18 protein-coding genes are annotated in these 23,103 nt (G+C 64.7%); 13 read left to right on the top strand and 5 right to left on the bottom strand.

The window, feature by feature from the left end; translation table 11 throughout:
• The first annotated feature begins 11 nt into the window (after positions 1-11).
• A complete protein-coding gene (locus tag N6L26_RS00420; RefSeq protein WP_263606102.1) occupies positions 12-851 on the top strand; it encodes a glycerophosphoryl diester phosphodiesterase membrane domain-containing protein in 840 nt (279 codons plus the stop codon).
• Here the strand turns inward: N6L26_RS00420 and N6L26_RS00415 are convergent.
• The gene (locus N6L26_RS00415) at positions 848-1,456 is read right to left on the bottom strand and encodes a class I SAM-dependent methyltransferase (protein WP_412071356.1); all 609 of its coding nucleotides are present in this window, start codon (positions 1,454-1,456) and stop codon (positions 848-850) included. The genes N6L26_RS00420 and N6L26_RS00415 overlap by 4 nt on opposite strands.
• A 121-nt stretch (positions 1,457-1,577) precedes the next feature.
• On the opposite strand from N6L26_RS00415, the gene N6L26_RS00410 reads away from it, so the two are divergent.
• A complete protein-coding gene (locus tag N6L26_RS00410; protein ID WP_263606100.1) occupies positions 1,578-2,930 on the top strand; it encodes an MFS transporter in 1,353 nt (450 codons plus the stop codon).
• Here the strand turns inward: N6L26_RS00410 and N6L26_RS00405 are convergent.
• Complete coding sequence (locus N6L26_RS00405; RefSeq protein WP_263606099.1) at positions 2,927-3,271, bottom strand: ArsC/Spx/MgsR family protein; 345 nt, start codon at positions 3,269-3,271, stop codon at positions 2,927-2,929. The two genes, N6L26_RS00410 and N6L26_RS00405, sit on opposite strands and share 4 nt — an antisense overlap.
• Positions 3,272-3,417: 146 nt before the next feature.
• Here N6L26_RS00405 and N6L26_RS00400 point away from each other — a divergent pair, with 146 nt between their 5' ends.
• Both N6L26_RS00400 and N6L26_RS00395 read left to right on the top strand, forming a co-directional pair.
• Positions 3,418-5,682 carry a TonB-dependent hemoglobin/transferrin/lactoferrin family receptor gene (locus N6L26_RS00400; protein ID WP_263606098.1) on the top strand — a complete coding sequence of 755 codons (2,265 nt, stop codon included), beginning with the start codon at positions 3,418-3,420 and terminating at the stop codon, positions 5,680-5,682.
• Between the two features lie 11 nt (positions 5,683-5,693).
• Positions 5,694-6,728 (top strand): DUF6607 family protein, encoded by a 1,035-nt coding sequence (locus N6L26_RS00395; RefSeq protein ID WP_263606097.1) that lies wholly within the window; start codon positions 5,694-5,696, stop codon positions 6,726-6,728.
• A gap of 34 nt (positions 6,729-6,762) precedes the next feature.
• Here N6L26_RS00395 and N6L26_RS00390 read toward each other — a convergent pair whose 3' ends face one another.
• Both N6L26_RS00390 and N6L26_RS00385 read right to left on the bottom strand, forming a co-directional pair.
• On the bottom strand, positions 6,763-7,311 hold the full coding sequence (locus tag N6L26_RS00390; RefSeq protein ID WP_263606096.1) for a (2Fe-2S)-binding protein: 549 nt from the start codon (positions 7,309-7,311) through the stop codon (positions 6,763-6,765).
• Between the two features lie 37 nt (positions 7,312-7,348).
• Positions 7,349-8,116, bottom strand: a complete 768-nt coding sequence (locus tag N6L26_RS00385; RefSeq protein ID WP_263606095.1) for a class II aldolase/adducin family protein — start codon at positions 8,114-8,116, stop codon at positions 7,349-7,351.
• Positions 8,117-8,238: 122 nt separating this feature from the next.
• Between N6L26_RS00385 and N6L26_RS00380 the strand changes: the two genes are divergently transcribed.
• The 9 genes from N6L26_RS00380 (at position 8,239) to N6L26_RS00340 (ending at position 19,687) form a co-directional block, all read left to right on the top strand.
• Positions 8,239-9,606 (top strand): MATE family efflux transporter, encoded by a 1,368-nt coding sequence (locus N6L26_RS00380; protein WP_263606094.1) that lies wholly within the window; start codon positions 8,239-8,241, stop codon positions 9,604-9,606.
• A gap of 43 nt (positions 9,607-9,649) precedes the next feature.
• Complete coding sequence (locus N6L26_RS00375; RefSeq protein WP_263606093.1) at positions 9,650-12,040, top strand: chemotaxis protein CheA; 2,391 nt, start codon at positions 9,650-9,652, stop codon at positions 12,038-12,040.
• Positions 12,037-12,471 (top strand): chemotaxis protein CheW, encoded by a 435-nt coding sequence (locus N6L26_RS00370; protein WP_263606092.1) that lies wholly within the window; start codon positions 12,037-12,039, stop codon positions 12,469-12,471. Before N6L26_RS00375 ends, N6L26_RS00370 begins: the two co-directional genes overlap by 4 nt.
• A 56-nt stretch (positions 12,472-12,527) precedes the next feature.
• Positions 12,528-12,893 (top strand): response regulator, encoded by a 366-nt coding sequence (locus N6L26_RS00365; RefSeq protein ID WP_263606091.1) that lies wholly within the window; start codon positions 12,528-12,530, stop codon positions 12,891-12,893.
• An 11-nt stretch (positions 12,894-12,904) separates the two neighbouring features.
• The gene (cheB, locus tag N6L26_RS00360; protein WP_263606090.1) at positions 12,905-13,990 is read left to right on the top strand and encodes a chemotaxis-specific protein-glutamate methyltransferase CheB; all 1,086 of its coding nucleotides are present in this window, start codon (positions 12,905-12,907) and stop codon (positions 13,988-13,990) included.
• Positions 13,981-14,847 (top strand): CheR family methyltransferase, encoded by an 867-nt coding sequence (locus N6L26_RS00355; protein ID WP_263606089.1) that lies wholly within the window; start codon positions 13,981-13,983, stop codon positions 14,845-14,847. Before cheB ends, N6L26_RS00355 begins: the two co-directional genes overlap by 10 nt.
• 105 nt (positions 14,848-14,952) lie before the next feature.
• Positions 14,953-16,491 (top strand): putative bifunctional diguanylate cyclase/phosphodiesterase, encoded by a 1,539-nt coding sequence (locus N6L26_RS00350; protein ID WP_263606088.1) that lies wholly within the window; start codon positions 14,953-14,955, stop codon positions 16,489-16,491.
• Positions 16,488-18,284: a methyl-accepting chemotaxis protein gene (locus tag N6L26_RS00345; RefSeq protein ID WP_263606087.1), complete on the top strand. Its 1,797-nt coding sequence runs from the start codon at positions 16,488-16,490 to the stop codon at positions 18,282-18,284. The genes N6L26_RS00350 and N6L26_RS00345 overlap by 4 nt, the downstream gene beginning before the upstream one ends.
• An 80-nt stretch (positions 18,285-18,364) precedes the next feature.
• Positions 18,365-19,687 (top strand): methyl-accepting chemotaxis protein, encoded by a 1,323-nt coding sequence (locus N6L26_RS00340; RefSeq protein WP_263606086.1) that lies wholly within the window; start codon positions 18,365-18,367, stop codon positions 19,685-19,687.
• A gap of 65 nt (positions 19,688-19,752) precedes the next feature.
• On the opposite strand, the gene N6L26_RS00335 is transcribed toward N6L26_RS00340, so the two are convergent.
• A complete protein-coding gene (locus tag N6L26_RS00335) occupies positions 19,753-23,079 on the bottom strand; it encodes an amidohydrolase family protein (protein WP_263606085.1) in 3,327 nt (1,108 codons plus the stop codon).
• Between the last annotated feature and the right edge of the window lie 24 nt (positions 23,080-23,103).

Raw genomic sequence — 23,103 nt, 5'->3', positions numbered from 1 at the left:
AGACCCGCTGGATGAAATTCGATCTCGACACCGCGTGGAAGGACACCATGGGGCTGCTGTCGCGCAATATAAGCCTGCTGGCGGTGCTGGCGGGCGTCTTCTTCTTCCTGCCCTATGCCGGCTTCATGATCGCCGTGCCCGAGATGGGCACTATGCAAAGCGCGCAGGCGAGCGGTGACTTCGAAACCGTGATGGCGGCGGTGACAAAGCTGTATCTCGAATATTGGTGGGTATTCCTGCTGCTCGCGCTGATCCAGGGCGTTGGGCTGCTGGCGATGCTGGCCCTGGTCCGGCGGCGCGCCAATCCCACCGTGGGCGAAGCGCTGGCGACCGGCGCGCGCTCGGTCCCCAGCTATATCGGGGCGCAATTGCTGCAGACCGCGCTGATCGTGATCGTCGCCACGCTGCTCCTGACCGTCGGCGCGCTCACCGGTTTGAACGCGCTCGTCGTGCTCACGGGGATCATCGCCTTCGTCGTCATCTGCTATATCGTGACCAAGCTGTCGCTTGCCGCCCCCGTCATTGCGATCGAGGGGCAACTCAATCCGGTCAAGGCGCTGCAACGCTCGTGGTCGCTGACGCGCGGCAACAGCATGCGCCTGTTCCTGTTCTACCTGCTGCTGACGGTCGCCTTCATCGTAGTATCGGCGGTGGTTTCGCTGGTTCTCGGCCTCGTGTTCGCTCTTGCCGGGGAACAGGGCGCGCTGCTGGGCGAGGCGATCGTATCGGGGCTGCTCAACGCGGTGATGATCGTGCTGATGGTGTGCGTGATGGCAGCCGTGCACACGCAGTTCAGCCGCCTGACCGACGCCCCGGTGCCCGACGCCCCCGTACCCGACGCCGAAGACTAGCTTTCGCGGTCCTTCCAGCCCCAGAAGAGCTGGCAGGGAAGCACGTTGAGCAGTTCGAACCCGCGATCGATGCGGCGGAAATGGCGCGCCATGAAGTCGCGCGCCTTGGCCGAGAACTGATAGACGAGGAAGGCCCCGCCCGGGCGGATCACGTCATAGGTCGCCTGCGCGATCGCCGGGCCGACGCCATCGGGCAGGGTCGAAAAGGGCAGGCCCGACAGCACGTAATCGGCGCCGTCATGGCCATGCGCCTTGACGATCTCGACCACATCGGCGGCCGACCCGTGGACCGCGTGGAAGCGGCTGTCGCGGAAATGCTTGCGCAGATAATCGATATAGAGCGGGTTGGTGTCGATCACGATCAGCGTACCATCGCGGCGCAAGCGGTCGAGCACCGGCTGGCAGAAAGTCCCGACCCCGGGGCCGTATTCAACGAACACCTCGCACTGGTCCCATTCGACCGGGGCAAGCATCTTGCGGATCGTGAAACGCGAAGACGGGATGATCGAGCCGACCATCCGTGGTTCTTCCACAAAGCCGCGGAAGAACACCCCCCACTGGCCGAAGAAACGCGCCGCGCGTGTGCGCAGCCGTGGCCGCGAAATGGTGCCAACGCCCTGATGTCCGGTCAAAATCGCGTACCCTGTGACTGTTTCACTGAACTGCCGGTTTGCCAGCCCCGCTGTGCCATTGCAAGGAGGCGAACGCGCGCCTACCGCCTTGGCGATGGCCGATGTCGACCCCACCGCCCCGCTGGCACCGCCGTCTCCGGCACGCCCGGCGCGTACCATTCCGCGCGGGCGGATGGCGCTGCTATTCGCGGTCATGCTGACCACTGCGGCGGGCAATACGGCGATGCAGTCGGTGATGCCCTCGATCGGCACGTCGCTGGGCGTGAACGATGTGTGGATCAGCCTCGCCTATAGCTGGTCGGCGCTCCTGTGGGTGATCTGCGCGCCCATCTGGGCCCAGCGATCAGACCAGCGCGGGCGCAAGGCGATGATGGCGCTGGGCATGCTCGGCTTCATCGCCAGCTTCCTGCTGTGCGGCCTCATGCTGTGGCTGGGGCTGGCGGGCATCCTGCCCGCGTTCTGGGCGCTGATGCTGTTTGCCGCCGCGCGCAGCCTCTATGGCGGGTTCGGCAGCGCCGCGCCGCCCGCGGTCCAGGCCTATGTCGCCAGCCGCACCCCGCGTTCGGAACGCACCCAGGCATTGTCGCTGATTGCGTCGAGCTTCGGGCTCGGTACGGTGATCGGCCCCGCACTTGCCCCGCTCATGGTGATGCCCGTGCTGGGCCTGGCCGGACCGTTTCTGGTTTTTGCGCTGATCGGGCTGGTCACGCTGATCGCGCTCCGCCTGCGGCTGCCCGATGACGAACCGCAATTCGCCGCGCGCGGGAGCGCCTATGACGCGCCCTATTCCGGCAGTCCGACTGCCGACGTTTCCGAGGACGAGGATGAGGGCGACGGGCGTGTGCCGGGCAAGCTGCGCTGGTTCGAACCGCGCCTGCGGCCCTGGGTGATCTCGGGACTGCTCGGCGGGCATGCGCAGGCCATGATCTTGGGGATTGCGGGCTTCCTCGTGCTCGACCGCCTTGGCCTGCGCGACGATCCCGCGGCGGGAGCCGGACCGGTCGGGCTCGTGCTCATGGCGGGTGCGATTGCCACGCTGCTCGCGCAATGGGGCCTGATCCCGCGCCTCAATCTCGGCCCGCGCGCGGCTTCGCTATGGGGCATCGCCATCGCTGCGGCCGGCACGGTAGTGCTGGGCCTGGGACAGACCATTCATACCATCGCCCTGGGATATTCGATCGCCTCGCTCGGCTTCGGCCTGTTCCGGCCCGGGAATACGTCGGGAACGTCGCTGGCGTTGAGCCGCGCCGAACAGGGCCAGGCGGGCGGGGTCACCGCCTCGGTCGCGGGCGCGAGCTTCATCTACGCGCCCGCGCTGGGCGTCTGGCTGTACAACCATTCCGACTGGCTCGGCTTTGGGCTGATCGTCGCACTGTGCGCGATCGTGTTCGTCTATGGCTCTCGCGCGCTGCAGGCCGACGCTGCGCTGACGCAGGACCGCCGCTAGAGAATTTCGAGCACGGTGTCCTGCGGCCGGCACAGGCGGACGCCCTTGTCGGTTTCGACCAGCGGACGCTCGATCAGGATCGGGTCTGCCGCCATCGCCGCCAATACATCCGCCGCCGAAGCCTCGGGCAGGCCACGCTCCGCAGCATCGGTTCCGCGCAGGCGCAGGCCCGCGTTCGGCGCGATGCCCGCATCCTTATAGAGCTGCGCCAGCTTCTCCGCACTCGGCGGATCCTTCAGATATTCGATCACCTCAACCTCGACCCGCGACAGGTTCTCGAGGATTGCCAGCGTCTTGCGCGAAGTGCCGCATTTCGGGTTGTGCCAGATAGTCGCTTTCATCGGTCGATCTCCTTTTCCGGCTCGCTACGCCAGCCAAACGCTGACGGAAAGAGGGCAAATGTCGAAATTCCCAGAGACGTCTTGCAAATGCGAGTGAGTCGCAATATCAGCACCGCGGACGCAAAACAGCATCAACAGGGGAAATCATGGGATCGACATTCGAACGCACTGCGCGCGCCTCGGGCATGGCGGCAGGCCAGCGGCAGACCGCACTCAAGCTGGGTTCTGCACTCGCCGCGCTGGCCGCAGCAAGTGTTCCGGCGCCGGCCATCGCTGCCGAGGAGGATTTGCCGGGGGATGACCAGATCGTCGTCACGGCCACGCGCACCCCGCTCCAGATCGAGGATGCCCCGGCCACAATCACCGTCATCGATGACGAGCAGATCGCCGATGAGCTGGCCACCGACATCAAGGACCTCGTGCGCTACGAACCCGGTGTATCGGTGCGCCGCGCGCCCGCCCGCTTCGGTGCCGCGCTCGGCGCCACCGGTCGCGCCCGTAACGAGGACTTCGTCATCCGCGGCATCGGCGGCAATCGCGTGCTGATCCAGGTCGACGGCATCCGCAGCCCGCAAGGCTTTTCCTTTGGCGCGCAGGATGCCGGACGCGGCGGGTACACCGATGTCTCGCTGGTCAAATCGGTCGAGATCCTGCGCGGCCCCGCCTCCGCACTCTACGGCAGCGACGGGCTGGCTGGCGCGATCAGCTTCACCACCAGCGACCCGGTCGACCTCGTTGAAGCGGGACAGAGGTTCGGCGGCTTTGCCCGTGCCTCCTATTCGAGCGCCGACGAGGAGTTCACGGAGACCGCAGCGATCGCAGGCCTGTTCGGCGATCTTTCGGCCATGCTGTCCTACACCCGCCGCGACTTTCACGAGCTGGAAAACGCCGGTGAAGTCGGCGGTCTGGGCAGCGAACGCACGCTGCCGAACCCGCAGGACGGGACATCCAACGCATTCCTCGGCAAGCTGGTGTGGGACACCGGCGCGCACCGGTTCCGGCTGTCGGGCGAATATCTCGAAACCGAGGTCGCTACCGATATTCTGTCCGGGCAAGGTCCGGCCTTCCTCTTCGGTCCCTCCCCCAGCTGGATCGTCGACGATCTGACCGCGCGCGACACCACCGAGCGCGGGCGCGTGTCGCTCGACTGGACCTACGTCGGCGAAGGCGCGATCGATTACGCGCATGCCGCGGCCTACTACCAGACGGGCGAGGATGTGCAGTTCACCGACGAGGACCGCTCGACCGTCAGCGCTACGCCGCGTCCCGATCGCGAACGGCTGAACACCTTCGAGAACGAGGTCTACGGCCTGTCTGCCGAAGCGCGCAGCGTGTTCGGCGACGATGCCTTCCGCACCACGCTCGCCTTTGGCGGCGATGTCAGCTGGACGCGGCAGGAGGGCCTGCGCGACGGCACCGAACCGCCGTTTGGCGAGGTGTTCCCGACGCGCGCCTTCCCCGCCACCGACTTCATGCTCGGCGGCGTGTTCCTCGCCACCGAATTCAGCTTCCTCGATGGGGCGGTGACGCTGTTTCCCGCGCTACGGTACGACTTCTACGATCTCGATCCGACCGACGACCCGCTGCTGCCGAGCTTCGCTGGGTCGGCGCAGAGCGACGATCGCCTGTCGCCCAAGCTGGGCGTGACGGTCAAGCTGGCGGACGATGTCCTGCTCTATGGCAATTACGCGCAGGGCTTCCGCGCACCGACACCGTACCAGGTGAACAACTTCTTCGAAAACCTCGCATTCGGCTACACCTCGCTGCCCAATCCCGATCTCGGCCCCGAAACCAGCGAGAGCTGGGAAGCCGGGATCAAGTTTTCGACCGAGGCAGTGTCGCTGCAAATCGCCGCCTTCACTGCCGACTATGACGATTTCATCAGCCAGCAGGTCGTGGGCGGGTCGTTCACCCCGATGGACCCGGCGCAGTACCAGTTCGTCAATTACGATGCAGTCGAGATCGAGGGCGTCGAAGCCAAGGCGAATTTCCGCATGGGCAACGGCTTCTACAGCCGCTTCGCGATCGCCTATGCCGATGGCGACATCCTGTCCCCGGGCGCCGCACCCCGCCCGCTCGACACGATCGATCCGCTCAATCTGGTGGTCGGCATCGGCTATCGCGAGCCGCAGGGCCGCTTCGGCGGCGAGCTGATCGCGACGCACCACGCACGCAAACCGCTCGACGAAACCGACGGCGGTTATCGCCCCGATGCCTTCACTATCCTCGACGCAACGGCGTTCTTCGCCGTGACCGACGCGCTCAAACTGCGCGCGGGTATCTTCAACATCTTCGACGAGAAATACGCCTACTGGCAGGACGTCAGGGGTCTCTCGGCCACATCCACCACGACCGACGCCTATACCCGGCCCGGCCGCAATGCGAGCGTTTCGCTCAGCTTCCAGTTCTGAGGGAGGACACCATGACCAACATACGAACTTTCTTTCGCACCGCCCTGCTCGCCACCGCGCTCGTCGCCGCGCCAGCACTGGCTGATGGCCCGATTGCGGACCGCGGCGAAGCAGTCGAAACCGCGCAGTTCGAGCGCGACCGCGCCACCATCCTGAGCATGGCGGGCGATTACAAGGTCCGCTTCGATATGCAGGAATCGACGCCGTGGATGGCGGGATACGAACCGCTCGACCGCAAGACTTCGGGCGGGCACGAGTCGGTCCGCGTGATCGAGGATACCGGCACCAAGATCATCCTCCAGCATCTGCTGGTGGTCGGCGCCGAGGGCGAGGAATTCGTCATCAAGCACTGGCGCCAGGATTGGGAATACGAGCCCGAGAAAATCCTCGCCTATACCGGCCCCAACAGCTGGGAATGGATGGAAATGCCCGAACGGCTGCGCAATGGCCGCTGGTCGCAAACGGTCTATCAGGTCGATGACAGCCCGCGCTATGCCGGGTGGGGCGAATGGCAGGATAGCCAGGGCATCCGCCGCTGGCGTTCGAACTGGACCTGGCGCCCGCTTGCCCGCCGCGATGCGGTGCGTGACCCGGTCTACGATCGCTATGCCTCGATCAACCGCCACCAGCTGACCCCCACCGGCTGGATCCACTGGCAGGACAACACCAAGATGATGCCCGACAGTGCGGGTGAGGACGGTCTGGCGCCGGTGGTGCAGGAATATGTCCTCAACACCTATGATCATTTCGACGATTACAATGTCGCCGCCGCCGACGACTATTGGGCGGCGACCGCGGATTACTGGGCAGCCGTGCGCAAGCAATGGGACGCGGTGGCGGAGGCCAATGGCGGGATTGCAATTGCCGAGGAGGCACAGACCGGCACGGTCATTTCGGGCCGCCTGCTGACCATCGCCAACGAGATCAAGGATGGCGAACTAAGCGAAGCCGATGCCATTGCCGAGGCCCAGCAGCTTATCACCCGGGCCACTGCCGAAGGTGCCGCTGCGGCGGCCGAGGTAGCCGAGGCCGACGGCGAATATTGAACCGATGGCCGGGTGCGCGGCTGCGCGCGCCCGGCTATTCGCTTGGTTCGGGGGCGCTGATCGCGGGGACTTCCTGCGCGGCGTCCCCGGCGCTGATCCCCGGCGCGGGTGCGGCGCTGATCGTCTCGGTCCGCCGCGTCACCCGCCCCGCCCGCTGGATCGCGCGGACCAGCCGCGGATAGACCCCGCAGCGGCACAGATTGGGGATCGCCGCCTTGATCTCCGCTTCGGACGGCGCGGAGTTCTTGGCGAGCAGCGCGCTCGCCGCCATGACGATGCCCGGCGTGCAATAGCCGCACTGGATCGCCTGTTCGGCCACCATTGCCTGCTGCACCGGGTGCGAACGGTCGCGGCTCAGCCCCTCGATCGTGGTGATGAAGCGCCCTTCGGCTTCGGCAATGGTGATCAGGCAGCTGCGCAGGGCCTCGCCATCGACATGGACCATGCACGCGCCGCAATCACCCTCGCCGCAGCCGAACTTGGTGCCGGTCAAATTGGCCGCATCGCGCAGCGCCCACAGCAGCGGGGTGTCGGGATCCATCAGGAAGCGGAGCGGCTTCCCGTTGACGGTCATTCCGGTCATGCGCGCTGTACCTTACGTCCTGCGCCTGTGGCCGGGTTCAGGATTTCCAGCTGTCGTCGATTTTCGACACGCGGCGCTTCCACGCTTCGAAATCGAACACGCCTGCGCCGCCCTGCGATTGCATCACCGACAGGTCGCGCTGGTGCACGTCGACCACATCCTGCGAGATCACATTGGCTTCGCCCTGGCTGAGCGTGGCGATCTGGATTTCGCACGCCCGCTGGAGCGCCCACATCTTCACGAACATCCCCTGGATGGTCTTGTCCATCACCACCGGGCCGTGATTGCGCAGCATCAGGATCGAATGATCGCCGAGGTTCTGGACCAGCCGCTCGCCCTCTTCACTGCGGACGGTGACGCCTTCGAAATCGTGATAGCCGATCTGCCCCTGGAAATTGCAGGCGTAGAAATTGGTCGGCACCAGCCCGTCCTTGTGGCTGCACACCGCCATCGTGGCAGTGGTGTGGACGTGGCAGATCGCATTGGCGCGGGTGCCCAGCTTTTCATGGAAATAGGCGTGCTGGGTGAAGCCCGCCTTATTGACCATATATTGCGACGGGCCGACATTGTTGCCCTCGACATCGATCTTGACCAGGTTGGACGCGGTGACCTCGTCGTAAAGCAGCCCGAAGGGGTTGATCAGGAAAACGTTTTCCTCGCCCGGCACGGCTACCGAGATATGGTTGTAGATGCTTTCGCCCCAGCCGAGATGGTCGAAGATGCGATAGCATGCCGCCAGATCCTGCCGCGCCTGCCATTCGGCATCGCTGCATTCGAAATCGCGGGTCTTCATTTGCGTGGCCATGGCAAGCTCTCTCCGTAAGGGGTTTTGTTTGAGGACCTGTATCGCACGGGCGGGCGCGAGTCCGCAAGATGGCAGGACTTGGCGCTATGCAAGGTAGCCCCGCCCCGCTAACGCCGCGCGCGATGAGCGAGATGGCCAAACTCACCCGCGGGAGCATTCGCGGCCATCTTGTCAGCCAGACGATGCCGATGATTTTCGGCGTCGCGGCGATCATGTCGGTCGGGCTGATCGATGCCTATTTCATCGGCCAGCTGGGCGCGCAGGAACTGGCCGCAGTCAGTTTCATTTTCCCCATCACCATCGCGCTTTCGAGCCTTGGCGTCGGCGTGATGGTCGGCATCAATTCGGTCATCGCCCGCGCGCTGGGCGAAGGCGACGTTTCGCGCGCCGAGCGGCGGGCGAATTTCGGCGCGGTCTTCGCGCTGGTCGCCGGGCTCCTGCTCGGGCTGGGGCTTTATCTGCTGCTCGATCCGCTGTTCCGGCTGATGCAGGCCTCGGAAAACCTGCTCCCACTGATCGGCCAGTACATGCGCCCCTATGCGCTGGGACTGCCGATCATGTTGCTGCAGATGGGGCTCAATGGCGTGCTGCGAGGACAGGGCGAGGCGCGCAAGACCAGCTATGTCTCGCTGACCTATTCGGTGGCCAACTGGATCCTGGATCCCATCCTGATCACCGGCGCGTTCGGTATTGCCGGTTTCGGTATCGCCGGTGCCGCCTATGCGACCATTGCCGGGTTCTTCATCGCGATTCTTGTCGCGCTGTGGCTGATCCGGGGCGCAAAACTGCACATCCACCCCGCTGCGATCCGCGATTGCGATGTCGGCGCTTCGAGCAAGGCGATCCTCTCGGTCGCCGCCCCCGCCGCCTTTTCGAACGCGATCAATCCGATCGGCCTATCGGTCCTTACCGCGCTGCTCGCCAGCCAGGGCGAGGCGGCGGTCGCGGGTTTCGGTGCGGCCGGACGGCTGCAGAGTTTCGCAGTCGTTCCCCTGCTCGCACTATCGGGATCGATCGGCGCAATCGTGGGACAGAACTGGGGCGCGCGGCGACCCGATCGCGCGCGCCGGGCGATGTGGTGGTCGGGGCTGTTCTGCATCGGTTATGGCCTCGCGACCGCGCTGGTGCTGTTCTTCACCGGTGACTGGTTTGCCGACATCTTCACTGACAATCCTGCGGTGATCGAGGAATTCTCCCGTTATCTCGCGATTTCGGTGTGGGGCTATGCCGGGTTCGGCCTGCTGATCGTGGCCAATGGCGCGCTCAATGCCGTCGACAAGGCGGGTTTCGCCCTCGCGCAGAGCGCCGCGCGGGTGTTCCTGGTGATGCTGCCGTTCGGCTGGGTGCTGCGCGCATATTGGGGCTCGCCCGCGATTTATGCCGCCGAACTGGTCGCCAATCTGGCCGGTGGGGCGCTGGCCGCGTTTATCGTCTGGCGCGTGCTGCGCGCACCTTCCGAAAAGGCTGGCTCCGCCCAAACCAATAGTTAACCATCCTCGTCCATAGCCGTTCGCATCGTACGAGGGGCTTACAATGATGGATGACCTGCTGGCGGATTTCGTGGCCGAAACCCGCGAAATGCTGGAAGCGAGCGGCGGCGAGATCGTCGCCTGGGAAGCCGATCCTTCTGACAAGGCGCGGCTCGATACCATTTTCCGCTTCGTCCACACAGTGAAGGGCAATTGCGGTTTCTTTGATTTTCCGCGGCTGGAAAAGCTCAGCCACGCGGCCGAAGACACGCTTGCCGAATGCCGTTCCGGACGCCGCGAACCCGACCGTGCACTGGTATCCGCCGTTCTCGCGATCATCGACCGCATCAGCGAGATGACCGATTCCATCGAGGCGGGCGAGGAGTATCCCGAGGGCGGGGACGACCAGCTGATTGCCGCATTGCAGGCAGGCGCAACGATCGAAGTCACCGGCGGCGCATCGTCGCAGCCCCCTCCCGAAACACCGACCGAGGCAAGCGAAGAAGGCGCGGCTCCGAAGGCTGCGTCCAATGCGGGCGTCCAGCGGTCCATCCGCCTGCCCACCGAATTGCTCGACGAGGTGATGAAGGGCGTGTCGGACATGGTCCTGGCGCGCAACGACCTCGCGCGGCGCCTGCGCGAAGCGGGCGAACAGCCGACCATCGACGGCCCGTTCGATCGCCTCAGCGCGATCCTTGCCGATGTCCGCACCTCGATCACCCGCATGCGCATGCAGCGGCTCGAACACCTGTTCACCTCGCTGCCGCGGCTTGTGCGCGACCTGTCGAACGAACTCGGCAAACAGGTCATGGTCGATTTCGAGGGCGGCGAAGTCGAACTCGATCGCGAGATGGTCGAGATGGTCCGCGATCCGCTGACCCACATCATCCGCAATGCCATCGATCACGGGCTCGAAAGCCCGGGCGAACGCCTCAAATCGAACAAGCGCGAGATCGGCCTGCTCAAATTCGCCGCGCGTCAGGCAGGCAACCAGATCACCCTGACCATCACCGACGATGGGCGCGGGATCAACACCGACCGGCTTGCGGCCAAGGCCGTTGCAGCGGGTATCTACAGCCAGTCCGAAGTCGACAAGATGTCCGAACGGCGGCGGCATTACCTGATCTTCGAACCCGGCCTGTCGACCGCAGACGAGGTCAGTTCGGTATCGGGCCGCGGCGTCGGCATGGACGTGGTACGCGCCAATATCGAACGCGTCGGCGGTTCGATCGACGTCGCCACCAAGCCGGGCGAAGGCACCAGCTTCTATCTCAAACTGCCGCTCACGCTGAGCATCATCGCCGCGCTGACCGTGGGAAGCGATGGCCAGCGCTACGCGATCCCGCGCAGCTATGTCGAAGAAATCGTTTTCGGGTCGAGCGACCACGTCGACTTTGCCGAAGCGGGCGAACGCCAGCTGATGACCTTCCGCGGCAAGCGTGTGCCATGCCTCTCGCTCGGCGAAATCCTTGGTACGGACGCCAATCACGACACCGATTGGCAGGACAAGACGCTCGTCCTCATCCGCCTTGCCAGCGAGGATGTCTTCGCGCTCGCAGTCGACCGGGTCTACGACCACGAGGACGTGGTGGTGAAGCCGATCGCGCCCGCGATCATGGAAACCAGGCTTTATGCCGGGACCACACTGCTCGACGATGGCCGTCCAATGATGCTGCTCGACCTGCCAAGTATCGCGGAACAGCGCGAGCTGGTGAACGAAATGCGCAGTTCGACGCGGGTGGTCGAGGAAGAACAGGTCGAACGCCGCAAGACCCATCCGGTCATGCTCTTCACCGGCCTCGACGGCCGCCGCCGCGCCGTCCGCCTCGAACTGGTCCGCCGCATCGACACGATTGCACGCGAAGCGATCGACATCGAGGGCGTCCGCGCCCAGGCAGTCATCGACGGGGCGATCTTCTCGCTTGTCGGCCAGGAATATGGCGACTTGCCCGAAGACAAGTGCCGCCTGCTGCGCCTGTCCGATGGGGAATGCGAACTGGTCTATGTGGTGCGCGAAGTGCTCGACGCTGCCGATATGGATGGCGACATCATCCCCTCGCATGGCGATACGTCGGTCGAAGGCGTCACACTGATCGGCGACCAGCCGGTCCCCGTGATCGACGGCCATGCGCTGTTCGCCAGGCACCACGCACCGCGCCGCACCGACCAGCCGATGTCCTGCCGCCTGCCCGCCGAGAGCGATTGGGCTCGGACCATTCTCGAACCATTGGTTGAAGCCGCCGGCTACCGCGTCTCGACCGACGAAAGCGAGGAAGCCGATGTCGCTATCGAACTCGCCGAGAACGCGCCCATTGCAAGCGGTCCGGCGCGCCGCGTGATCCGCCTGCGCCCCGAACCCGAACAACCCGAGACCGCGGACGACACCATCTACCGCTATGACCGCGACGCATTGCTCGACGCGCTCAAGCAAGCTCGTATGGGGAAGACAGCATGAACGAACTCCTGCTCATGTGCCTGATCGCCGGGCGCCGCGCTGCGATCCCCGCGATTCGCGTGCAGTCGGTGATCGAGATCGACGACATCACCCCCATCCCGGGCGTGCCATCCTTCATCCGCGGGCTGACCGCCTTGCGCAGCCAGGCGCTGACGGTGATCGATTGCCCCGTCGCGCTTGGCTTCGATGGCCGGCAGGACACATCGGGCCAGCGCGCCGCAGTGGTCGATATCGAAGGCCATCTTTATGCGCTGCTGGTCGATGAGGCCTATGATGTGGGCGAGGCCCGCAGCGAGCCGGTCGGGGTCCCCGGCGGTTTTGGCGAGGGCTGGCAGGCCGCGGCGCGCGGCATGGTCGAAACCGATGGCGGCCCGACTTTGCTGATCGATGTCGAAGCACTGGTTGCGGGACCGATCGCGCAAGCGGCTTAAGCTAATAGTTACCTACTCAAGCTAGGAATTGGTGGGAAACACCAGAGGGTTCTGAAATGAAATCTTGCCTTATCGTCGACGATTCGCGCGTCATCCGGAAGGTTTCGAGGCACATTCTCGAGACGCTGGGCTTCCATGTCGAGGAGGCCGAGAACGGCCAGGAGGGCCTCGACAAATGCGCCGAGGGGATGCCCGATGTGGTCCTGCTCGATTGGAACATGCCGGTGATGACCGGTATCGAATTCATCACCCAGCTGCGCCAGCGTGATGGCGGCGACAAGCCCAAGGTCGTGTTCTGCACGACCGAGAACGATGTCGCGCATATCCGCGAAGCGATCAGCGCGGGCGCCGACGAATATGTGATGAAGCCGTTCGACCACGAAACATTGCAGATCAAGCTCCAGCTTGTCGGCATGGCCTGAGGAGGCGTGACATGGGCGCGCTTCTCCGTTCCGAACCCGTAGCTTCCGACACCTCCGACCCGACTTGCGCCGATCCGGTGCGGGTAATGATCGTTGATGATTCGCTCACCGTGCGCACGGTGTTCACGCGCATGATCGGGCTTGAAACCGACATGGAGATCGTCGCGACCTCCAACACGGCGGAAAGCGGGCTCAGCGAGCTGGCTTCGGCGACTGCCGACGTCATGCTGCTCGACCTCGAGATGCCCGGCATGGGAGGCCTCGAAGCGCTTCCCAAGATCCTGGAAGTCGCACCCGACACCAAGGTCCTCGTTATCTCCTCGCTCACCGCCGATGGCGCGGAAGCGACCGTCAAGGCGCTCTCGCTGGGGGCCGCCGACACGATGCTCAAGCCGCGTCCGGGCGGGTTCAACGACGATTACAAGTCGACCCTGCTGGGCAAGATCCGCGCGCTCAAGGGCATCGCGCCCGACGCGAACTCCGCCGCCCCTGCCACCAAGGGACTCGGCAAGCCGCCGCAGATCGTCGCCATCGGTGCCTCGACCGGCGGGATCCACGCGCTCAACCTTTTCCTCGCCCAGGTGCCAAAGAATTTCGACCTGCCGATCCTGGTTACGCAGCATCTTCCCCCCAGCTTCATTCCCGTGTTCGCCCAGCAGATGGAGATAGCCGCCAAACGGCCCGCAGTCCTCGCGGACGAAGGTGTGCGGATCGAACGCGGCAAGATCTATATCGCACCCGGCCATGGCCATATGGTGGTGCGCAAATCGGGCGGTTCCCACACGCTCGGGCTCGCCTATCATCCGGTGAAGAGCGGCTGCATGCCCTCGGTCGATCCGATGTTCGATACGCTCGCCGAGGCCTATGACGGGCATGTCGCCGGCGTCCTGCTGTCGGGCATGGGCCGCGACGGTAGCGACGGCGCCCAGTCGATCGTGTCCGCGGGCGGGACGATCTTCGCCCAGAATGCCGAAACCTGTGCTGTCTGGGGCATGCCCCGCGCCGTGACCGAACTGGGACAGGCGGCTGCCGTGCTGCCCCCGGCCGAACTCGCCGACGAGTTGCTCGCGAGCGCGGGAGCCGACGCATGGCGGTAGACGACGCTTCGCATCGCATCATCGGCGAACTTCTTGCACAGCGTACCGGACAGCAATTGACGGAAGGGCGCCGCTGGCGTGTTTCGAGCGCGCTGTCCGGCCTGTTCCGCGAATTCGAGATCGAGAATGTCGATCAGCTCGCCTGCATGCTGGAACGCCCCAGTGAGCAGCAGTTGGCGACCAGGGTGGTCGAAGCCCTGCTCAACAATGAGACCTATTTCTTTCGCGACAACGCCTATTTCTCGGTCCTCGCCAACCAGGTCCTGCCCGACCTTGCGCGCAAACGCGAAGCACGGAAGCGGCTGACGATCTGGTCGGCCGGCTGCTCAACCGGACAGGAAGCGCTGAGCCTGGCGATGATCTTCGCCGAACAGCCCGCCCGCTGGGCCGACTGGACGATCGAGATCCTTGGCACCGATGTGTCGAGCAAGGCGATCGATACCGCGCGCGACGGGCTTTATACCCAGTTCGAAATCCAGCGCGGGATCAGTGTCGCGCAGATGCTGAACTTCTTTATCGAGGACAAGGGGCACTGGCAGGCGACCGACAGGATTCGCGCAATGACGCGCTTCCAGCAGCACAACATCCTCGACTTTCCGCCCTCGCCCGGTCGGTTCGACCTGGTGATGTGCCGCAATGTCCTGCTCTATTTCGACCCGCAGACGCGCGCGACCGCTTTCGACCGGCTTGCCGGTGGTATTGCAAACGATGGCTGGCTGATGCTCGGAGCGGGTGAAACAGTGGTCGGACAGACCGAAAGGTTCAAGCCCGCCGAATTCGGATCGTCGCTTTATGCGCCAATTCACGAAGACACGTCCATGGCCGCCCAGCCGCGCCAGCGCGCGGCCGTGTTCTAACCTCATCCGGCGAACCTTCGGCAAGGTAAACTGCTGATTTACCCTTATTTAGCGAATGAACTCTAAGTCACTGCAAGGATCGTAATAAGAGGCGCGTGTTGAGGGATGACGGTGGGCTCGTACCAGTCTGACGAATGCGGCGGCACGCGGACGATCATCTTCGGTCCGATGGCTGCGCTCGTGGGCATTTTCATCCTGACCTGGCTGGTGGCGCTGGCCAATCGTCACTTCGATTTCAGCTCGCCGTCGGTCATTCTCGGCTTCGGTGCGCTCGCGTCCAGCGTCGCCACCGCCATCTGCGCCTATCTCGGTGTGCGCTACCTGCGCCGCGTCGACCAGCTCTCACGCAGCGACAGCCTCACTCTGCTGCCCAATCGCCGCGCACTGCATTTCGATATCCAGCAAGAATACCGGCAGGGCCATGAAGTCGCTCTGGCGATGATCGATCTCGATGGCTTCAAGCAGATCAACGACCATTACGGGCATTTCGTCGGTGATGCCGCGATCCGCGAATGCGCCGGAATCTTCAAGCAGGTCAGCGATGGCGAGGCGACAATCTATCGCCTTGGCGGCGATGAATATGCGATGATGATCGGCGGGCCGGTCGCCGGAACGCTCCTCGAAGGACTGTGCCGCCGGATCATCGACCGTCTGACCAAGCCCATCCATGTCGAGGACCGCCGGCTGACACTGGGGGCCAGTATCGGTCTCGCCCGCCGGACCATGCAGGACGACGTGCCCTCCTCCGAATTGCTCCGCCGCGCGGACATTGCGATGTATGCCGCCAAACAGGGCGGCAAGATGCGCTGCACCTGGTTCAACACCAGCTTCGACCGCAGCCGCGAAGAGCTCAAGGAAATGGATGACGAGTTGCGCCATGCGCTCGCCAATGACGAGTTCCGCGTACACTACCAGCCACTGGTCGACAGCAATACGCGCGAGATCGTGGCCGTCGAATGCCTGCTCCGCTGGGCGCGTCCCGACGGCAAGGAACTGGGCCCCAATGTCTTTATTCCGGTTGCCGAGCAAAGCGGGCTGATCAATGCGATCGGCCTGTGGGTAATGCGCCAGGCCTGCTGCGATGCGCTCGCGTGGGGCGACATTACGCTGTCGGTCAACATTTCCGCGGCACAATTGCGCAATCCCGAATTTCCGATCCAGCTGGGGCATATCCTCGAGGAAACCGGCTTCGATGCCCATCGCCTCGAACTCGAGATTACCGAGACCTGCCTCGTGCTCGACCCGGTAGTCGCCGAGCGCAGCCTTGCCGTCATTCGCAGCTTCGGGGTCAGGATCTCGCTCGACGATTTCGGTACCGGCTATGCCTCGATCGGCTTCCTGCGCCAGTTCCGCTTCGAAAAGCTCAAGCTCGACCGCAGCCTGGTGGTCCAGGCGAGCGAGGACGACGGCAGCCGCGCGATGATGCTCTCCAGCATCACCGTGGCACGCGCGATGAAAATGGCGGTCACCGCAGAAGGCGTCGAAACCGAAGAACAGGCCGCCATGGTCCGCGCCGCAGGGTGCGACCAGATCCAGGGCTGGCTCTATTTCAAAGCCATGCCGCCCGAGGAAATCGGGCAGCATCTGGGCAAGCCGATCACGCTCGCCCGCAAATCCAAGAACAAGGAAACCAAGGTCGCATGAGCGCGCTTGATGACATGGTCAACGGCATGGTTGCCGAACACGAAATTTCGTCGCCCGGCAATGTACCCGGAGGCCCGGCCTATCCGCCCCCGGCCGGCAGCGCGCCGGACGAGGAAATTGCGACCGGCTGGAAAGGCTGGCTGTCCAACCGCTCGGTCGGCGAGAAGCTGCAGAGCATCTCGCACGCCAATATTGCCGTGGTGCTGCTGTGCCTGACCGCCACCTGCCTCGGCGGGTATTTCGCACTGGAAGCGCGCACCGAACGCATGGCGATCACCGCGGCGGCCGTGTCCGCCGAACGGATGGTGGCAGATACCAACGAAGGGCGCCTGTTCGTGCAGCGTTATGCCGTTTCGGGCGAGCGCAGCGATCTGGTCGCCGCGCAGGATGCGTTCAACGACACCGACCGGGTGCTCAGCGCGCTCGAAGGCCAGGTGACCGATGTCGCCCCTTCGGTGCTGCCGCAGATCGACCAGCTCGACGCGATGCTCGCCCGGATGCGCCTGCGCATCGACGCCGCGCAAAGTTCGCGCGGCACGCAGGAGCAGTGGCAGGAATTCTCCGACAGCGTGTATTTCGAAGGACAGGATTTCGTCGATCTCGCCGTCACCTCGCGTGAGGAAATCGAACGTATCGGTGCAGAATCGGACGCCGGGTCGCAGGCGATGGTGATGTGGATGTTCGCCGCCTTCTTCCTGGTGGCCGCGATCGGCATTGCGATCGCAATGTTGAGCGCGCGTTATCTCGGCCGCGATGTGTCGACCACGCTGCACCGCATGACGCATGTCGCCACGCGCCTCGCCAATGGCGAGAAGGACATGCATATTCCCGCGACCGGCCGTTATGACGAGATCGGCGATCTGGCCCGCGCATTGGAGGTCTTCCTCCAGCGCGCCTGGCAGCTGGAAAAGCTGTCGCAGGAACGCGAAGCCGATCGCCGTGAGCGTGGACAGGACATGGTCCGTTTCGCCGAACGCTTCGAGACCACCGTCGGCGAAGTCGTCAACGGCGTGGCTTCGGCCTCGGCCCAGCTTAGGGTCACTGCCGGTTCGATGGCCACCGCCGCCGAACAGGCTTCGACCAAGACCTCGAACGTCACCATCTCGATGGAGCAGGCTTCCAACGGGGTCACCGCAGCAGCGGCAGCGTCGGACGAATTCGCCATGTCGATCAACGAGATCAGCCGCCAGGCGTCGCATTCGGCCAACCTCGCCCGCAAGGCCACCGATGCCGCAAGCGGCGCGGATGAAACGATTTCCGCACTGGCCAGCTCAGCCGACCAGGTCGGCCAGATCGTCGAACTGATCCAGTCGATCGCGCAGCGCACCAATCTGCTCGCGCTCAACGCCTCGATCGAGGCGGCGCGTGGCGGCGAAGCCGGACGCGGCTTTGCGGTCGTCGCCAGCGAAGTGAAGGAACTGGCCGCGCAGACCAGCCGTGCGACCGAAGAGATCGCCGATCAGATCCGCGCGATGCAGGATTCGACCGGCGCCAGCGTTGGTGCATTGCGGTCGATCGCGGGCCAGATCAAGGAACTCGAGACCACCGCCACAGCGATCGCCAGCGCGGTCGACCAGCAATCGGTCGCCGGGCAGGACCTGGCACGCAGCATCGACCTCGCCGCGCGCTCGACCGATGAAGTGTCGACCAATATCGGGCAGGTTCGCGAAACCAGTCTCGCGACCGGTGCAGCAGCCAGCCAGGTGCTCAATTCCTCGACCGAATTGGAAGCGCAGGCGGGCACGCTGAAGTCGCAGGTCGCGCAGTTCCTCCAGCTCATCCGCGCAGCTTAACGCGATTTCAAGTATTCCCCCTTAGGGTTGATACAGCCTTAAGAGGGGGATGCTTGGGGATGAACGCGCATAGTACAATCATGGCGGACGACCTGGCCAACGAAATCGCGGAAGTCGAAATCGCCGATGCCATGGATGGCGAAGAGCTTACCGGACTGAGTGGCTGGTTCATGCAGCGAACGCTGGCCGCCAAGGTCAGGATCGCTTCGGTCTTCTCGCTTGGCGGGCTGGCAGCGATCACCGCCCTTGCCCAGGCGGGCTTCTATTATCCGTCTTTCGCCCCGACCGCGCAGGTCCTGACGCTGGTCGTCGCCGGCGTATCGCTGCTGGTCGGGTTCGCCAGCATGCACTTCGTGCTGCGGCACATCGTCGAACCCTTTATCACGCTCAAGGACGGCATGGCGCGCCTCGCGCGGGGCGAACGCGACATCGAAGTGTCCGACACGCACCGGCAGGACGAGATCGGCGACCTCGCACGCTCGCTGTCGGTGTTCCTGCGCTCAGGCCATAAGCTCGACGAGCTCTTTGCCGGGCGCAAGAAGGCCTCTGCCGAACGCAAGGCCGAACTGATCCGCATGGCCAACGATTTCGAGGGCGGCGTAAGCGATGTCGTCAGCGGAGTGGCCACGGCGGCCAGCCAGCTCAACTCGACCGCTTCGGGAATGGCCGCGGTCGCCGACCAGGCGGCCGACCAGTCCAACCAGGTCACGGCCTCGATGGAGCAGGCCAGTGGCGGGGTTACCGCTGCGGCTGCCGCATCGGACGAATTTGCCATGTCGATCGGCGAAATCAGCCGTCAGGCCTCGCATTCCGCCGAACTCGCGCGCAAGGCAACCGATGCCGCCAATGGCGCCGATGTCACCATTTCCGCACTGGCCAGCTCGGCCGACCAGGTCGGCCAGATCGTCGAATTGATCCAGTCGATCGCGCAGCGCACCAATCTGCTCGCGCTCAACGCCTCGATCGAGGCGGCCCGCGGCGGCGAAGCGGGACGCGGCTTTGCCGTGGTTGCCAGCGAAGTGAAGGAACTGGCCGCACAGACCAGCCGCGCGACGCAGGAAGTGGCCGAACAGATCCGCGCGATGCAGGATTCCACCGGTGCCAGCGTCGGCGCACTGCGTTCGATTGCCGGGCAGGTCAAAGAGCTGGAATCGACCGCCATCTCGATCGCCAGTGCGGTCGACCAGCAATCGGTCGCCGGCCAGGATCTGGCCCGCAGCATCGATGTGGCGGCACGCTCGACCGAAGAGGTTTCGGCCAATATCGGCCAGGTCCACGAGACCAGCCTCGCCGCAGGCGCCGCTGCCAGCCAGGTACTCAATTCAGCTTCCGAACTCGAAGGCCAGGCAGGCGCGCTCAAGAGCCGCGTCGATGCTTTCCTGAACCATATTCGCGCCGCCTGACCGCGGCTGGACAGGCGCCGAAATAGGCGGCGCGGGGTCGTTTCCCGCGCCGCCATTTTTTTGGGCTATTCCCACCAATAGGGCAGGCGCCGGGTAGTCCCCGTCTCGACCTCGTTCATGGTGCGCGCATCGTACAGCCGCCCACCCAGCATGACCCGGTCGATCTTGTCCGAATTGCGGATGTTCTCGCTCGGATCCGCCGACAGGACCAGCAGGTCGGCCAGCTTGCCCACCTCGAGGCTACCGATATCGCGGTCCATGCCCAGCGAACGGGCGGATTCGATGGTCCCCGCACGCAGCGCCTCGACCGCGGTCATTCCTCCGCGGGCAAAGCTCCACAGTTCCCAGTGCGCGCCGACACCTGCCTGCTGGCCGTGCGCGCCGATGCTGACCTTGACCCCGCGTTCGGCGAGCTTCTTCGCTTCGCGCGCGGCCTCGTCGTCGACAAAGGCCCAATCGGGGGCAGTCACGCGGCGAGCGGTCTGCGCAATCAGCTGGCGCGGCGGCGTGTGGACCATCAGCGGGTTGTCGAACACGTCGGTCGCCTGTCGCCAATAGGGATCGCCGGCAAGACCGCCATAGGTCACCACCAGTGTCGGCGTGTAATTGGACTGCGATCCCTGCCAGTATTGCAGCACGTCCTCGTAGAAGACCTCGCCCGGGACATTGTGCTCGATGGTCGAGTTGCCATCGGCAATCAGATTCATGTCCATGCCGAACAGCGAGCCGCCCTCGGCCACCACCAGCATATTCTCCGCGCGTGCGGCGGCCACCACCTGCTGGCGCTGGTCGCGCCGGGGCTGGTTGTAGTTCTTGATCGAAATCCCGCCCTGCGCCTTGATCCGCTGGATATGCGCCAGCGCATCGTCATAGCTGTCGATCCGCGCATAGACGCTGGGCGCCTTCGCACCGTAGACGATTTCCGCAGTCGAGAAGATGCGCGGGGCGAGCAATTGCCCGGCCTGCTGCCGCTCCGAAGCCGAGAAGATCATGCTCGCGCTCGACGAGGGATCATGCAGCGTCGTCGTGCCCATCGCGAGGTTCTGCACCAGCGACCAGTTCTGCTGCGGGACCAGGTCGCCGACGCCCTGCGGTCCATGCGCGTGCGCATCGACCAGGCCCGGCATGATCGTCTTGCCGCCCGCATCGATCACCGTCGCCCCCTGCGGCACCGTGACGCTCGACGCGGGGCCGATCGCCGCGATCCGGTTGCCCGTAATCACGATGGTGCCATTGGCGATTTCACCCGCGCCTTCCCCCGCCATGGTGAGGATTTTCGCCCCAGTGATGGCAACCGTGCCGCGCGGCTTGTCGGCAGCGATCGTGCGCTCGAGCGAGGTACCGCTGGTCGGCGGGACGAATTTGGGAGCGTCCTTGTCCTTGGGTGCGTTGGCGAACATCGACGCCACGCTGGCACGATAGAGCACCGGTCCCATCGTCCAGGTCAGCATATCGCCATCCTGCGTCCAGCCGATGTAATCCGCCCCGCCCTTCGACGCGCGCACGACCGGCAGCGAACTCGCCTTTTCGCCCACGGTTACCGCTTGCCCGCCGGGCATCAGCGGAGTGGCGAAGACTTCGTAGTTTTCGCGGAAGGCAACGAAATCGCCGCGCGGGCTGACATGGTATTCGGTCGCCAGTTCGCCCTCGGCATGGACCTGCCGCGCCTCGCCATCGAGATCGGCGCTGAGCAGCTGGAGCTTGCCGTCGTTGCGGCCGAGCATGAACACGCGGTCGCTGGCGGCACCGAATTGCGGGTTCGAGGTATCGCGTGCAACAAGCTGCGCCGCCCCGCCGCTGGCGCTGACCCGGTAGATGCCGCCGTTCTCCGAATATTCGGGCGCGGTCAGATACCCGCCCGAACGTTTTTCGAAGACAATCGTGCTGCCATCGGGCGAGAAGCGCGGCTGCGCGTAATGTCCGGGCATGCGGGTGAGCGCGCGCGCGCCCGAACCGTTGGCATTGGCGCTCATCACCTGGCCGAGCCCGTCATCGGTCCAGCGAATATAGGTGATCCGGCGTCCGTCGCGCGACCAGGACGGCCAGAGTTCGAGCGCCGCATCGCTGCCCGAGGTCAGCCGCCGGGCGGTGCCCCCTGCGACCGGCTTTGCGTAGAGCTTGCCGAGGCTTTCGAACACGACCGTCCGCCCGTCGGGCGAGACGCTGGCGAAACGCGGGATCCTGGCAGTGAAGCTGTCGGGCGCGACCGGGATGACCGGATGCGGCGCATCGGCCACGCCGCGCGTATCGTTGACGCTGAAGGGAATCACGCTGTCACCGCTGCCATCGGCAGCGACGCGGCGCAGCTTTCCGCCGGCCCAAAGGACCAGCGCATTGCCATCGGGGGTCCAGTCGATCAGCGGGTAGAACCCGTGGACCGCCCAGGTTTCCTGCATGTCCATGTCGAGATCGCCGTAGATCATGCGCTGCTCGCCGCTGGCGAGGTCCTTGATCCACAGCTCGGTCTGGTCCTTGTCGCGGCGGATAAAGGCTAGGCTCTTGCCGTCTGGCGACGGCTGCGGGCGGACCGCACCGCCAAAGCCGCTGACCGCAGTGGTGACTTCACCCGTCGCCAGATCATAGCGTTCGATGGCGAAGGTGCCCTGCGTCGAATCCTGCGCATATTCGAAGATCGGGCCGGAAGTGACATTGCGCGAATAATAGACCGCGCCGCCATCGGGCGAATAGACCGGCTCGCCCAATTCCTTCTGCAGCGCTTCATTGGCGCGCGCGACCAGCTTGACGCCGCCGCCGCCCGAGACGTGGTAGAGCCAGATCTCACCGGTACCGAGCGAACGCTGGGTGGTGAAATGCTTCTTGGCGACGATGTAATTGCCATCGGGCGACCAGCTTGCCTGGTTGAGCAGGCGGAAATCTTCCTTGGTCAGCTGGCGCTTGTCCGAACCATCGGCATTCATGATCCAGATATTGTCGCCGCCGCCGCGGTCGCTGGTGAAGGCGATCCGCCGCCCGTCGGGCGAGAAGCGCGGCTGCACTTCCCATGCCAGCCCTTCGGCAATGCGCGTCGGCGTGCCGCCCGTAATCGGCATGGTGTAGACATCGCCAAGCAGCGAAAACGCGAGCATCCGCCCGTCGGGAGAGACATCGACATCCATCCACGTGCCTTCATCGGTGCGGATCGGCACTTGCCGGATCGTCGCACCACGCGGCGCGGTGACGTCCCATTTCTCGGCTTCGCCGTCGTCGGCTCCCGGATTGGCTGTCGCCGGGGCGGCATCGACCGTGATCCCGCTGCCTTCGGCGGGGCCGTCCTGTGCCGAGGCATCCACCTCCTGCTCCTCGACCGGATTGGGGCTCGGCTCGGAATCCTGCGCATAGGCCGCCTGGCTGGCGAACAGGACGGCAAGGACGGAGGCAATACTGGTTTTCATGAATATCTCTCTCACAGGAACAGG

It is taken from the genome of Qipengyuania sp. SS22 (assembly GCF_025736935.1).
Lineage (GTDB): Bacteria > Pseudomonadota > Alphaproteobacteria > Sphingomonadales > Sphingomonadaceae > Qipengyuania.
Note: the sequence above shows the minus strand (reverse complement) of the source record. Positions and strands in the feature narration are given on the sequence as shown.